The following is a 13,969-nucleotide window of genomic DNA, read 5'->3' as shown; positions in this document are numbered from 1 at the left end:
AAATCATTTTGGAAAAATAGTAAAATCAATCATGTCACAAGAATCAATAAAATAATGTCCTATCTCAATCACATCAACTAAACTAATTGTCTGCAATATTTTGGGTAAATCAAATAGATTCTCACCTTCTGAAAAGGTTTTATATTGAGTTGCAATATACTCTAGCGAATTGAGCCCATGCAAAAAATCACCAAACATTTCACTTTTTATAGTATCAAGATGTTCTTCTGTCACATCAGGATCTTTTTCAAAATCCCGAATTGCCGAACGAAATTGGTGAGATAGAGTAACTGGTTCACTAGTATCCATTGTCAACATCACAAAGTGAAAATCTTTTTCTACCTCAACTTCTAACGATAGAGAGTTGTCTATTTTTCCAACTTCGTAAAGCGCTTGAAATCTTTTAGATGTCCAGCCAAACATCATTGCAAATAGCAGTTTTAAACCAATTTTATAACGAAATAAATCAACTTCCGCTAACGATTGATTTCCACGTAACCCGATTGCTAGCTTAGAACTTGCCACTTCCATTCGTACACTTCCAGTAGCAATAATAGGATTTAACGTAAGAGAAGAGCGTTGAATGAGTCCTTGTTTAGCAAAAGAATCCAGATGTTCTTGTTGCTCTTGAATAACAGTAATAGTCTTTTCTAAGTCAAAATTGCCAATCAACAATAGGCTCATATTGGATGGATGATAAAAGGTTTCAAAATTTTCATTCAAATCCTCAACTGTTATTTCCGTAACTGATTCAATGCTTCCTGCAATATCTTCTGCTAATGAAGTGTCTGGATAAAGATTTGCTAAAGTATGAAAAAACAAACAATAATCTGGATTATCTTGATACATGCTAATTTCTTGTTGAATAATCCCCTGTTCACGTTGAACCGACTCTTCGGTAAAATAAGCATTTTCTAGTAAACTTTGCAACAATCTCACATTTTCTAAAATATTGTCCGTCGCTGAAAAAAGATAGCTGGTCTTAGTAAAACTTGTAAAGGCATTGCTCTCAGCTCCTAACTTAACAAACTGTTGTAAAATATCCTGGCCATTTTCATCTTCAAATAATTTATGTTCTAAAAAATGAGCAACTCCTGCAGGATATTGAACAACTTGATTAGAACCGCGCGGAATAAAACAAGTATCAATTGACCCAAAATTTGCTGTCATAATCCCATAAGTTTCATTGAAGTCTTGTTTGGGTAAAAGAAACACTCTTAAACCATTTTGCAAAGTAGTTTGATAGACTACTTCCCCAACTGCCGGATAATCCTTTCTCTCCATTTTTAAAATTTGCATTATTTTCCTTCCATGAAATAAACTGCTTGTAGTCTGAGTTGTTTTGCAATGACGATAATATCTTCTCTAGTGACTGTTTCTAAAGCATTTAACCAAACATCAATTGACATAAATCTTTTCTGCAAAACAGACGCCATATAAGCTCGTTCTATCAATGTATTTTGCCTATCTAAAGAAAGGAGCATCGTATTTCGAAGCATTTTTTTAGTCTGATTTAAGTCTTCATCTGTAAAACGTCCCTTTTTCAAATCTGCAATTTGTCGATAAATTAAACTGACTGTTTTAGTCCTATTTTTCCTGTCAATCCCAGCGTAAATACGCATCATACCTGAAAAAATATCAATACTACTTGAAATCGTGTAAGCTAAACTTTCTTTCTCACGAATATTAACAAATAATTTTGAATGAGCAAAACCACCTAAAAGTCCATTCAATACAACAAGAGGGATATGATTCCTATCTCCATATTGAACTGAAAAATGATATCCTAATTCAATAATGGATTGATGAGCATCATTTTGTTTCAATCCCTCTTTTAAAACATTCGAAAATTCTTGATGATAATGCAAGTGTAACTCAGGTTGACGAGGGTGTAAACCAAACATCTTTAAATGTTCATAGACTTCAATCTCATTAAAATCACCTATAAAAAATATGTCAATCTTATCATTTTGAAGCATGTCTTGAAAAACTGCAAAGCTACTTTCTGGAGTTTCTTTTTCAACCAAATCTAATGTGGCAAAATGAGGAATTTGCATGTCTTGCTTTGTATAAAATAATTTATTCAGTTCTTGATGAGCGTGATAAAAGTGATCCTCAATTTCAGCTTTTAAATCGTTAAGTACATTCTTCTTTTCAACTTCAAAAACAGTTCGATTAAAAGCCCTTCCATCTACTAAAGGTTTTAACAAGCTATCTTTTAAAAAATTAAGTATCTCTCCTGTTAATGCATTTTTACGACTTAAAAATGCATCACTAACAAAGGAAATATCTAAATCTACATAATGAATGAGTCCTCTTCGTGATAGTCTTGTTGAAAAGTTCGCACCATAAAGATTTGCTAATCGCTCACGAAAGATCTGTGACGTGGGATAAATTTCGTTAGCTGTTTCGAGCATATTTGCAGCCAGTACGCGTCCCGCTATCGTATCCATAGACGTTGGAGCTGAAAATCTTATTTTTATTCGATTGGTTTTAAATTTTTTGGATGTTATAAAATGGAGATCTACTCCAGAAACCAGCTCCATATCGTCCCTCATCTTCTTTTTTTTATTGACCTCTATTATATCACGAAACAGTGCTTAATTTCTCATTCAAGTATTATTCTTTCATCTTAAAACGTTTTCTTCATGATACGTTTGAATAATTTTAATATTATCTTTTCACCCAATTATGATATAATGACAAAGATTGAGGTGAATTATGAAATACAAATTATTTGATGAATATATTACTTTACAAGCATTATTAAAAGAAGTTGGAATCATTCAAAGTGGTGGTGCTATTAAAAGTTTTCTTCAAGAAAATCAAGTTTATTTTAATGGAGATCTCGAAACTCGTCGCGGAAAGAAAATTCGTATTGGCGATATCATCACTCTTCCAAATCAAAAATTAGAAATACTATTGACTGCACCAAATGAGGAGGAAAGAATTGAGCACGAAAAAGAGCTTTTAGAAAAAAGACGAGTCGGCGCTCTTGTAAAAGAAATGAACAAAAGTATCAAAAAAAGTAAACCAGCAACAGCAAATCAAAAAGCCAATAAATCTAATAAAAAAGCTCCTATCCGCTTCCCAGGTATTTAAATATGTGGTTAAAAAACTTACAAATTCAACATTTTCGCAATTACAAGCTAACTGAAATAGACTTTCATCCTGGACTCAACATTTTTCTAGGTCAAAATGCTCAAGGAAAAACAAATATTTTAGAAGCTATCTATTTTCTTGCATTGACACGGAGTCATCGAACTCGTTCAGATAAAGATTTAATTTATTTTTCTAAAGACAGCTTAAAAGTATCTGGACAACTTGTCAAGCAAACTGGAAAGATCTCTTTAGAGATTGACTTGACACCAAAAGGAAGAATTACAAAGGTTAATCATCTAAAACAAAGCAAATTATCAGATTACATTGGAAATATGAATATTGTTTTGTTTGCTCCAGAAGATTTACAATTGATTAAAGGAGCTCCAGCCCTTAGACGCAAATTTGTTGATATAGAGTTGGGGCAAATTAAACCAATTTATTTATCTGATTTATCACATTATCATCATGTTCTAAAACAGAGAAATACTTATTTAAAGACAGCAAAAACAATAGATGAGACTTTTTTAACTGTCTTGGATGATCAGTTAGTAGAGTTTGGTTGCCGCATTATGCAGCATCGAATAGAATTTCTCAAAAAATTAGAATACTTTGGTCAGCAAAAACATTTGGAACTCTCAAATAATTTAGAAAATTTAACTATTAAATACTGCTCTTCTATTCGACTTTCAGATTTCAATAAACTAGAAGAAGCTTTTCGAATTGCATTAAAACAAAGTCGTAGCAGAGATTTATTTAAAAAAACTACTGGAGTTGGTCCCCATCGAGATGATATTGTTTTTTATATCAATGATATGAATGCTAATTTTGGTAGTCAAGGACAACATCGAAGCGTAGTCTTATCTCTCAAATTGGCAGAAATTGAGCTTATGGAAACTGTTACTAAAGAAAAACCAATTCTTCTACTTGACGATGTCATGAGTGAACTTGACAATAACCGTCAACTTAATCTACTTGAATCTATTTCCCAAAATATCCAAACATTTATCACCACAACAACTCTAGAACATTTACAAAACATGCCTTCTGATATTAAAATTTTCTCAATTCACGAAGGAAATTTAACAAAAAAAAACATGTAAAGTGTATGTTATTAAAATTTACAACGATGTCAACTTAGTTAATTATAAAAGCTCTACATCATATAGTGCAGAGCTTTTATAATTTTATTGAACAGAATAGTTTGGAGCTTCATTCGTTATTTGAACATCATGAGGGTGACTTTCTTTCAAACCAGCTCCGCTCATTTCGATAAATTGTGCTTTATCATGTAGTTCTTGAAGATTAGCTGCTCCACAGTAGCCCATACCAGAACGAACCCCCCCAATCATTTGGAAAACGATATCTGCTGCTGCGCCTTTATAAGCTACACGACCTTCAATTCCTTCTGGAACTAACTTATTTGCCTCATTGACAGAACCTTGGAAATAACGATCACTTGAGCCTTTCTTCATAGCAGCAATGGAACCCATTCCACGATAAGTTTTGAACTTACGACCTTGGAAAATTTCCGTTTCACCTGGTGCTTCGTCTGTGCCAGCAAACATTGAACCAAGCATGACTGCATTACCTCCCGCAGCCAGAGCTTTTACAATATCTCCAGAATATTTGATGCCACCGTCTGCGATAATTGTTTTCCCGTATTCACGGGCAACTTGTGCAGCATCATAAATCGCAGTCACTTGAGGTACACCAACTCCAGCAATGACACGAGTGGTACAAATTGAACCTGGACCAATTCCAACTTTCACAACATCAACTCCAGCATCGTATAACGCACGCGCACCTTCTGCAGTGGCAATATTTCCTGCAATCAACGTTCGTTCTGGAAAATGTGCACGAATCTCAGCAATTTTCCGAAGTACTCCCGCTGAATGTCCGTGTGCTGTATCAATGACAATGGCATCTGCCCCTGCTTCAAATAAAGCTTCTGCACGCTCAAATGTATCAGAAGTAACTCCTACTGCACCAGCAACCAAAAGACGACCATACTCATCTTTGGCTGCATTTGGAAATTCAATTACTTTTTCAATATCTTTAATTGTAATCAAACCGGACAAACGACCATAGTCATCAACCAACGGCAATTTTTCAATGCGATGTTCATGAAGTATCCGTTCTGCCGTTTCAAGATCTGTTCCAACAGGAGCTGTCACAAGATTTCTACTCGTCATATGCGCAGAGATAGGTTGATTATAATCCATAATAAATCTCATATCACGATTTGTAATAATCCCAACTAGCTTCCTATTTTCAAGAGTTTCAACAACAGGAACTCCACTGATACGATAACGCTCCATCAATTCTTCTGCATCTGATACCGTATGAGTCGGAGTCAAGAAGAATGGATCAATGATAACTCCATTTTCCGAACGTTTAACTTTCCGAACTTCATCTGCTTGTTGCTCAATAGACATATTTTTGTGAATAACACCAAGACCTCCAGCACGAGCAATAGCAATGGCCATTTTACTTTCTGTAACAGTATCCATTGCTGCAGTGATAATTGGAATATTGAGTGTCAAATTTTGAGCCAATTTTGTTTGTAAATTAGCATCATTTGGCAAAACATGACTCTCAGCAGGAATGAGTAATACATCATCAAAAGTAAAACCTTTTTTCAAAAATTTAACGTCCCAGTTAGACATCCACAAATTCCTCTTTTCTTTATTTATTGAGCATAGCTCGTATTTATTGTTAATATGATACCATTCTATCTGTATTTGTCAATCTCTATTTTAGTAAAAAGTAAAAACCATCACGTTAGGTGATAGTTTTGCTCATTTTTATTGAAAATAGTTAATTCCCATAGCAGACTTTACCTCAAAAAGTGTTTGACTAGCTACTTGCCGTGCTCTATCACTACCTTTTTGTAACATAGTATAGACTTCTCCCATATCTTTTGAAAATTCAACACGACGTTCACGAATTGGACCTAATTCACGCTCTAAAATTTCTAATAAATAGCGTTTTGTTTTCACGTCTCCCAGTCCACCTTGTTGATAGTGTTCTTTCATTATTGTAATTTCTCGCATATCTTCTGGACGACCAAATACATCTAAATAATGAAAAACCATATTACCGTCAATTTTACCAGGATCTTCAATCTTGATATGGTCAGGATCCGTATACATGCTCATCACTTTCTTTTGTAGAGTATCCATATCATCAGATAAATAAATACCATTATTTAAAGATTTAGACATTTTTGCATTCCCGTCAAGCCCTGGTAAACGCCCTGCAGCTTCATTTTGAGGATAAATGCCTTCAGGCTCTACCAAGACATCACAACTATAAGTATGATTAAAAGAACGTACAATTTCACGAGTCTGTTCAATCATTGGTTTTTGATCATTACCTACTGGAACATAATTCGCTTTAAAAGCAGTGATATCTGCTGCTTGTGCAATTGGATAAACTAAAAAACCAGTCGGGATACTTTCACCAAATCTTTTTTGAGCAATCTCTGACTTGACAGTTGGGTTACGTTCTAAACGAGCTAGTGATACCAGATTCATATAATACATTGACAGTTCTGACAACTCTGGGATTTGACTTTGAATAAAAATAGTTGTCTTTTCAGGATCTAAGCCAGCAGCTAAATAGTCTAATGCCACATTCCCGATTGACTCCACAATTGTCTTAGGATCCTTAGCGTGATCCGTCAAAGCTTGTTGATCAGCTAAAAATACAAATAATTCATATTTCCCTTCATCTTGCAATAAAACACGATTTCGCAAACTTCCTACATAATGACCAATATGTAACTTCCCTGTTGGACGATCTCCTGTTAAAATAATAGGTTTTGACATCACATTCTCCTTGAATTTTCTTGATAATATTATACCATTTTCAAGAAAAAAGTGTAGAAACTATTTCTACACTTCTAAAAATTATTCGACAATGGAATTGCCAGCTTTCACACGCCAATTATAATCAGATAATATAATATCTTTCAAAGAATAATAGGCTTGCCAATTTAAAAATTCTCTTACTTTAGCAGTATCTGCTAACACACTTGCTGGATCACCGACACGACGTGCGACAATTTCATGAGGAATTTTTTTCTGTAAAATTTGCTCTGCAGTATTGTATATCTCCTTGACAGTGTAACCATGTTCAGTTCCTAGATTGAAAATCTGTGACGTTGACGAATCTGTAAACAAATAGTCAAATCCCTTTACATGTGCCTGAGCTAAATCTAAAACATGAATATAATCACGGATGCATGAACCATCTCTCGTTTCATAATCATCGCCAAAAATTTTTAAAGCATCATTTTGTCCCAGAGCTGTTTTATTAATATTAGGGATGATATGTGTCGGATTTTTAACTCTCAAACCATTTGAAGCATCCATAGCAGCACCAGCAACATTAAAATAACGAAAAATAACATATTTCCAATTATAACGATTGGCCATCCAATAAATCATACGTTCTCCCATCAGTTTTGTCTCTGCATAAGGATTTACTGGATTTAATAGCGTATCCTCATTTGCTGGTTTATCCATACAATTATTTCCATAAACTGAAGCCGTTGATGAAAAAATCATCTTATTGATGCCTACTTCTGATAATACTTTTAAAATATGGTTCATGCCTGCTACGTTAGCCGCAAAATATTTACTAGGATTTTCAATACTTTCACTAACAACGATTTCCCCTGCACAGTGCAATACAGCATCAATTTTATGAGACTGTAAATAATCTTTTAATGCCAGCTCATCATAAACATCCAGTTCTTTAAAGTGCGCTCTTACATCCACTGCATCCCTGACACCTGATGCTAGATTATCCAAAACATGCACATCATAATCAGCATCTAAAAGTGCCTTTACAGTATGAGAGCCAATATATCCAGCTCCACCTGTTACTAAAATTGATTTCATTTTTTCTTCTCCTTGTCTTTCTACATCAATACAAGAGTATCTTTTAGTAAGTACTGGTAGGTTTCAACCAAACTTTCAATTCTATCTCCAATAAGAATACCATCAAATCCAATGGTTAAAATCTGTTCAATATCTTTACAGTTTACACCCCCACCAAAAATCAACTGATATGTAAACCCAAGCTTTACACTTGAATTATCTAAATAATCTTTTAAATCTTGGAAACTTTCTTCAACTTTTTTAAATGAATAATCCTTTTTTCCTTTTAATGTTGCACTTAATATTTCATAAGCTATGATAATATGTTTATCCTGAAGATTCAAACCATCTAAATATGTTGTGCATTCAAAAATAGGATTTTCATGATTTCCTACACAAATAATAGGGACAATATCTTTCTGTAAAGCATTGTCAAGCTTTGATCGAATAATTCTTGTTGTTTCATTTAAACACTTTTGTCTTTCTAAATGGCCTACAAAAGCATAGTTTATATTGTAATGTTTTAAATGTTGAGGTGATAAATCACCTACATTTCTTCCTTTAATTGACAAATTTTGAACTGCGATGTCAAAATGATACTCATCATAATTTGGTATAATAGGAGCTATAATCAATTGATGCTGCTTGTTTATTGGTTGATTGAACTTCTCTAACAATTCTAATTGTTGCTTGATTGACATCTGATTTTTAAAATTAAAAACAACTAACACTTTACTATTCCTTTACATCATATTTACAATTCTTTTAAAAAATAATCTTCCACTGTTTGTTTGTAAGATTCAAATTGAGGATTTTTTACAACATTATGGAAAGATAGTGTTTTTCTTTTCTTTAAACCACAAAATTCCATGGTCTTATGAAATGAAATCAAAATATCATCAACATCTTTTCCATCAAAAAATGTAGTCAGATTATTAAACGCTTCTTCTGGTGCATTCCAAGTTGTGGATAAGATGTACTCCTTGTTTTTCATTAAACCACCTTGTCCATAAGTATCTGCAAACGAATAAAATTGACCATATTCAAAAACTTCATCCATATACAGCTTTAACTTTCCAGGCACATTAAACCAATAAATAGGAAATTGAAAAATAATCAAATCTGCCCACAAAAATTTATTTCTTTCGTTTATTTCGTTGTAGTCCTCAACTGACGATAACTGAATATCATGTTTGTGTCGTAAATTTTCCAACACAACATTATACAAACTAAAATTTAATTCTCTTTACAGAAATCATGCTTTTGATAACCATTTATTAATAAAATTTTCATTTTTTCCTCCTAAAAATTTATAAATTTATTATAAATCTATTTATTTTTTCTTACTTCTCTATATTCTAAAATGTAATATTTTATCCCTGAATCATTTGAAAAAAGTCAAATTTTCTAGTAAAATGAAACTAATTACAGAGTTAGGAGAAAAATATTGCTTACAGTATCGGATGTCTCACTACGATTTAGTGATCGAAAATTATTTGATGATGTGAATATCAAATTTACAAAAGGAAATACTTATGGTTTAATCGGCGCTAATGGTGCAGGAAAATCAACTTTTTTAAAAATCTTAGCTGGCGATATCGAACCAACTACTGGAAATATCTCACTCGGACCAGATGAACGTCTCTCAGTCCTTCGACAAAATCATTTTGACTATGAAGAAAATCGAGTTATTGACGTAGTTATCATGGGGAATGAGCATCTTTATAATATTATGAAAGAAAAAGATACCATTTATATGAAACCTGATTTTTCTGATGAAGATGGTGTCCGAGCAGCTGAATTAGAAGGTGAATTTGCTGAATTAGGTGGCTGGGAAGCCGAAACCGAAGCTTCTCAATTGCTACAAAATCTTCATATTCCTGAAACCCTCCACTACCAAAATATGAACGAATTATCAAATGGAGATAAAGTAAAAGTTCTTCTTGCTAAAGCTCTATTTGGTAAACCAGACGTTCTGTTACTAGATGAACCAACAAACGGTCTTGATATCCAATCCATCTCTTGGCTAGAAGATTTTTTGATTGATTTTGAAAACACCGTTATTGTTGTATCTCACGATCGTCACTTCCTTAATAAAGTATGTACCCATATGGCTGATTTAGACTTCGGTAAAATCAAACTTTATGTTGGTAATTATGACTTCTGGAAAGAATCTAGTGAATTAGCTGCTAAACTCTTAGCAGACCGCAATGCTAAAGCTGAGGAAAAAATCAAGCAACTGCAAGAATTCGTTGCTCGCTTCTCTGCTAATGCTTCAAAATCTAAGCAAGCAACTTCTCGTAAAAAAATGCTTGACAAAATTGAATTGGAAGAAATTGTCCCATCAAGCCGTAAATATCCATTTATTAACTTCAAAGCAGAACGTGAAATCGGAAACGACCTCTTGACAGTCGAAAATCTTTCTGTCAAGATTGACGGCGATATTATTCTTAATAATATCAGCTTCATTCTGCGTCCTGGAGATAAGACAGCCTTGATTGGACAAAACGACCTTCAAACAACTGCTTTGATTCGAGCTATTATAGGAGATATTGACTATGAAGGAACTGTAAAGTGGGGCGTTACAACTAGTCAATCTTATCTACCAAAAGACACCAGCAAAGACTTTGCTAGTGGGGAATCTATTCTTGACTGGCTCCGTCAATTTGCAAGTAAAGAAGAAGATGACAATACTTTCCTTCGAGGGTTCTTAGGGCGTATGCTTTTCTCTGGTGATGAAGTTAACAAACCTGTCAATGTTTTGTCAGGTGGGGAAAAGGTTCGTGTCATGCTGTCAAAACTCATGCTTCTCAAATCAAACGTTTTGATATTAGATGATCCAACCAACCACTTAGACTTAGAATCTATTTCTAGCCTAAATGACGGTCTGAAAAACTTTAAAGAATCTATTATTTTTGCTAGTCATGATCATGAATTTATCCAGACACTTGCTAATCACATTATTGTTCTTTCTAAAAATGGTGTCATTGATCGTATTGACGAAACTTATGATGAATTTTTAGAAAATCAAGAAGTACAAGAAAAAGTCAAGAACCTTTGGAAAGATTAAACCTTTTCGACAGTAGGAGCTGATAAAAGATTCAGTTCCTTAATTTTTAGCATTTTATTATTTATAATAACCTATGAAAAAAATCAAAAAACTTCTTAAACTTTATTATCTATTTGCATTTTTTATCCCATTTTTTATCCTGTTTTTAACTTATTTTATAAATGGAATTTATTGGAAAAGTGACACTTCTCCACTTTTGGGAGATGGTTTTCATCAGTATGTCATTTTCGATGTTACTTTAAGAAATATTTTGCATGGTACAGACAGTATTTTTTACACGTTTACAAGTGGACTTGGATTAAATTTTTATGCTTTATCTAGCTATTATCTTGGAAGTTTTTTATCACCTTTAGTTTACTTTTTCAATTTAAAAAATATGCCAGATGCAGTATATTTATTTACTCTGATAAAGTTTGGTTCGATGGGATTGACTTGTTTCATAAGCATTAAAAATATATTCAAAAAAATTTGTCCTTATTATATTTTAATACTGTCAACATCCTATTCTTTAATGAGTTTTGCAGTTAGTCAACTTGAAATAAAAACTTGGTTAGATGTTTTCATCATTATTCCGCTTATTTTACTCGGTTTACATTATTTGATACTCCAAAAAGGTTATGTTCTTTACTTTACATCTCTGTCAATTCTTTTCATTCAAAATTATTATTTTGGATACATGATGGTTCTCTTTCTTATTCTATGGTATATTGTTCAAATTTCATGGGATTTTAAAACTAGGATTAAATCTTTCCTGGACTTTACAATTGTATCAATTTTAGCTGGGATAACGAGTCTTATCATGATTTTACCAACTTTTCTAGACTTAAAAACTCATGGTGAAAAATTAACAAAAGTGACAACCTTACTGACTGAAAAAAGTTGGTATTTAGATATTTTTGCCAAAAACTTCATTGGAGCTTTTGACACAACTAAATATGGCTCTATTCCTATGATTTATGTTGGTCTCATTCCATTATTGTTAGCAGTTCTATTTTTTACATTACGATCTATTAAGTTTCACGTGAAACTTGCTTATTTTCTTTTAATTACAATTTTAGTAGCTAGCTTTTCTTTACAACCGTTAGATTTATTTTGGCAAGGTATGCATGCGCCAAATATGTTTCTACATCGTTATTCTTGGACATTTTCCATTGTCATTATCTTCTTAGCTGCAGAAAGTTTAGAACGTCTAAAGGAATTTAAACTAACAAATATTCTAGTTAGTTTTTCTATCTTAGGATTTGGGTTTATTTCTACTTTTATTTTTAAGAAACATTACAAATTTTTAGGTTCCGTTAATTTTATCTTAACATTAGAGTTTTTAGTCGCCTATCTTTTAATTTTTTGGGCTTATACAAAAAAATATATCCCTTCTAAAATATTTACAGTTTCTACTTTATTATTTGTTTGTTTTGAACTTAGTTTAAATAGCTTTTATCAAATGGAAGGAATTGCAAAGGAATGGATCTTTGCAAGTAGGAATGCTTATGAACAAGATTTAACATCTATTGATTCACTCGTTAAATATAGTAAAAAGAAAAACTTAAATTTCTTTAGAACCGAAAAATTGTCTATTCAAACTGGAAATGACAGCATGAAGTACAATTATAATGGTATCTCTCAATTTTCTTCTGTTCGTAATACCGCAGCTAGTTCTATTCTTGATAAACTCGGTTTCAAATCATCTGGAACGAATTTAAATTTACGTTATCAAAATAATAGTATTATTATGGATAGCTTATTAGGAGTAAAATATAATATTTCAACAAATAATCCTCAGAAATATGGTTTTTCGTCTATTAAGACTAAAGATAATTTAACACTCTATGAAAATAGAAATGCTAATTCACTAGCATTTCTAACAAATTCAATTTACAAAGATGTAAAGTTTAATCATTTAACGTTAGATAATCAAACTCGTTTTCTCAATCAACTTTCTGGATTAAATTTAAAATACTATCACCGATTAACTCCTACAAGTAATCATAATGTTAAACAGGTTGGAAATAGAATAGTTGCAGAAGTAGATAAAAATGGTCATGATTCTTTTGCCAGTGTTACTTATACTTTAGAAGTTCCAGCAAATAGTCAAGTTTATTTAACTTTACCAAACTTAACTTTCTCAAATGACAACCAAAAATCAGTTGACATAACTGTAAACAACAATCAAAAAATGCATTATGGTACTAATAATGTCTTTCCTTTTTTTAATCTTGGATACTTTAATAAAAAGCAAACCATAACTGTAAAAGTAACTTTTCCAGATAATTCAAAAGTTTCGTTTGATAGTCCTGAATTTTATACTCTTGATACAAATCGTTTTCAACAAGCAATAAACAAGATTCAACAACAAAAAGTATCAGTAACAACAAAATATAATACAATAACAGCATATTATCAAGCTCAACGAAATAGTTCTTTATTCTTCACCATTCCTTATGATAAAGGTTGGTCTGCAACGCAAAATGGGAAAACAATCAAAATTTCAAGAGCACAAAATGGCTTTATGAAGGTTAATGTAAAAAAAGGAGAGGGAAAAATTAAATTGACATTTATCCCGAATGGCCTAAAAGAAGGTAGTATAGCATTTTTATCTGGAATCTCGTTCTTTATTATTTATAATAAGATACGAAAGAAAAATTGTTATAATTAAAAACCCAAACTGTCTTTTTGCTCAGTTTGGGTTTTATTATATCTTGATAATATAAAAAAGCACCCTTTATGAATGCTTAGTAGCTCCGGCAGTAGGACTCGAACCTACGACATCATGATTAACAGTCATGCGCTACTACCAACTGAGCTATGCCGGATAATATAGTCCGTACGGGATTCGAACCCGTGTTACCGCCGTGAAAAGGCGGTGTCTTAACCCCTTGACCAACGGACCATATATGTTCTTTAACAGAACATA

10 protein-coding genes, 2 tRNA genes and 1 pseudogene are annotated in these 13,969 nt (G+C 32.6%); 4 read left to right on the top strand and 9 right to left on the bottom strand.

What is annotated here, in order from left to right:
• Nucleotides 1–3 precede the first annotated feature (3 nt).
• Together yfmH and yfmF are read right to left on the bottom strand one after the other, a co-directional pair.
• On the bottom strand, nucleotides 4–1,299 hold the full coding sequence (gene yfmH, locus HMPREF1514_RS06920; protein WP_037598262.1) for an EF-P 5-aminopentanol modification-associated protein YfmH: 1,296 nt from the start codon (nucleotides 1,297–1,299) through the stop codon (nucleotides 4–6).
• Nucleotides 1,299–2,546, bottom strand: a complete 1,248-nt coding sequence (gene yfmF, locus HMPREF1514_RS06915) for an EF-P 5-aminopentanol modification-associated protein YfmF (RefSeq protein ID WP_037598261.1) — start codon at nucleotides 2,544–2,546, stop codon at nucleotides 1,299–1,301. The genes yfmH and yfmF overlap by 1 nt, the downstream gene beginning before the upstream one ends.
• A 175-nt stretch (nucleotides 2,547–2,721) precedes the next feature.
• Between yfmF and yaaA the strand changes: the two genes are divergently transcribed.
• Complete coding sequence (gene yaaA, locus HMPREF1514_RS06910) at nucleotides 2,722–3,102, top strand: S4 domain-containing protein YaaA (protein ID WP_037598259.1); 381 nt, start codon at nucleotides 2,722–2,724, stop codon at nucleotides 3,100–3,102.
• A 2-nt stretch (nucleotides 3,103–3,104) separates the two neighbouring features.
• Entirely contained in the window at nucleotides 3,105–4,202 is a 1,098-nt protein-coding gene (gene recF / locus HMPREF1514_RS06905; protein ID WP_037598258.1) for a DNA replication/repair protein RecF, read from the top strand.
• 84 nt (nucleotides 4,203–4,286) lie between these two features.
• On the opposite strand, the gene guaB is transcribed toward recF, so the two are convergent.
• The 5 genes and pseudogenes from guaB to HMPREF1514_RS06880 all read right to left on the bottom strand — a co-directional run bounded on the left by guaB (nucleotide 4,287) and on the right by HMPREF1514_RS06880 (nucleotide 9,281).
• A complete protein-coding gene (gene guaB, locus HMPREF1514_RS06900) occupies nucleotides 4,287–5,768 on the bottom strand; it encodes an IMP dehydrogenase (RefSeq protein ID WP_037598256.1) in 1,482 nt (493 codons plus the stop codon).
• 138 nt (nucleotides 5,769–5,906) lie between these two features.
• Complete coding sequence (trpS, locus tag HMPREF1514_RS06895; RefSeq protein ID WP_037598254.1) at nucleotides 5,907–6,932, bottom strand: tryptophan--tRNA ligase; 1,026 nt, start codon at nucleotides 6,930–6,932, stop codon at nucleotides 5,907–5,909.
• Nucleotides 6,933–7,013: 81 nt separating this feature from the next.
• A complete protein-coding gene (gene galE, locus HMPREF1514_RS06890) occupies nucleotides 7,014–8,009 on the bottom strand; it encodes a UDP-glucose 4-epimerase GalE (RefSeq protein ID WP_037598251.1) in 996 nt (331 codons plus the stop codon).
• A 20-nt stretch (nucleotides 8,010–8,029) separates the two neighbouring features.
• Nucleotides 8,030–8,719: a triose-phosphate isomerase gene (locus HMPREF1514_RS06885; RefSeq protein WP_037598249.1), complete on the bottom strand. Its 690-nt coding sequence runs from the start codon at nucleotides 8,717–8,719 to the stop codon at nucleotides 8,030–8,032.
• 23 nt (nucleotides 8,720–8,742) lie between these two features.
• Nucleotides 8,743–9,281, bottom strand: a pseudogene (locus HMPREF1514_RS06880) (NAD(P)H-dependent oxidoreductase).
• A gap of 154 nt (nucleotides 9,282–9,435) precedes the next feature.
• On the opposite strand from HMPREF1514_RS06880, the gene HMPREF1514_RS06875 reads away from it, so the two are divergent.
• Complete coding sequence (locus HMPREF1514_RS06875) at nucleotides 9,436–11,058, top strand: ATP-binding cassette domain-containing protein (RefSeq protein ID WP_003071648.1); 1,623 nt, start codon at nucleotides 9,436–9,438, stop codon at nucleotides 11,056–11,058.
• Nucleotides 11,059–11,131: 73 nt separating this feature from the next.
• A complete protein-coding gene (locus HMPREF1514_RS06870) occupies nucleotides 11,132–13,711 on the top strand; it encodes a YfhO family protein (RefSeq protein WP_037598246.1) in 2,580 nt (859 codons plus the stop codon).
• Between the two features lie 83 nt (nucleotides 13,712–13,794).
• Here the strand turns inward: HMPREF1514_RS06870 and HMPREF1514_RS06865 are convergent.
• Nucleotides 13,795–13,868 (bottom strand) — tRNA-Asn (locus HMPREF1514_RS06865).
• Nucleotides 13,869–13,873: 5 nt separating this feature from the next.
• Nucleotides 13,874–13,945 (bottom strand) — tRNA-Glu (locus HMPREF1514_RS06860).
• Between the last annotated feature and the right edge of the window lie 24 nt (nucleotides 13,946–13,969).

This window comes from Streptococcus sp. AS20, assembly GCF_000524255.1.
Lineage (GTDB): Bacteria > Bacillota > Bacilli > Lactobacillales > Streptococcaceae > Streptococcus > Streptococcus constellatus.
This window is presented reverse-complemented; position numbering and strand designations above follow the sequence as displayed.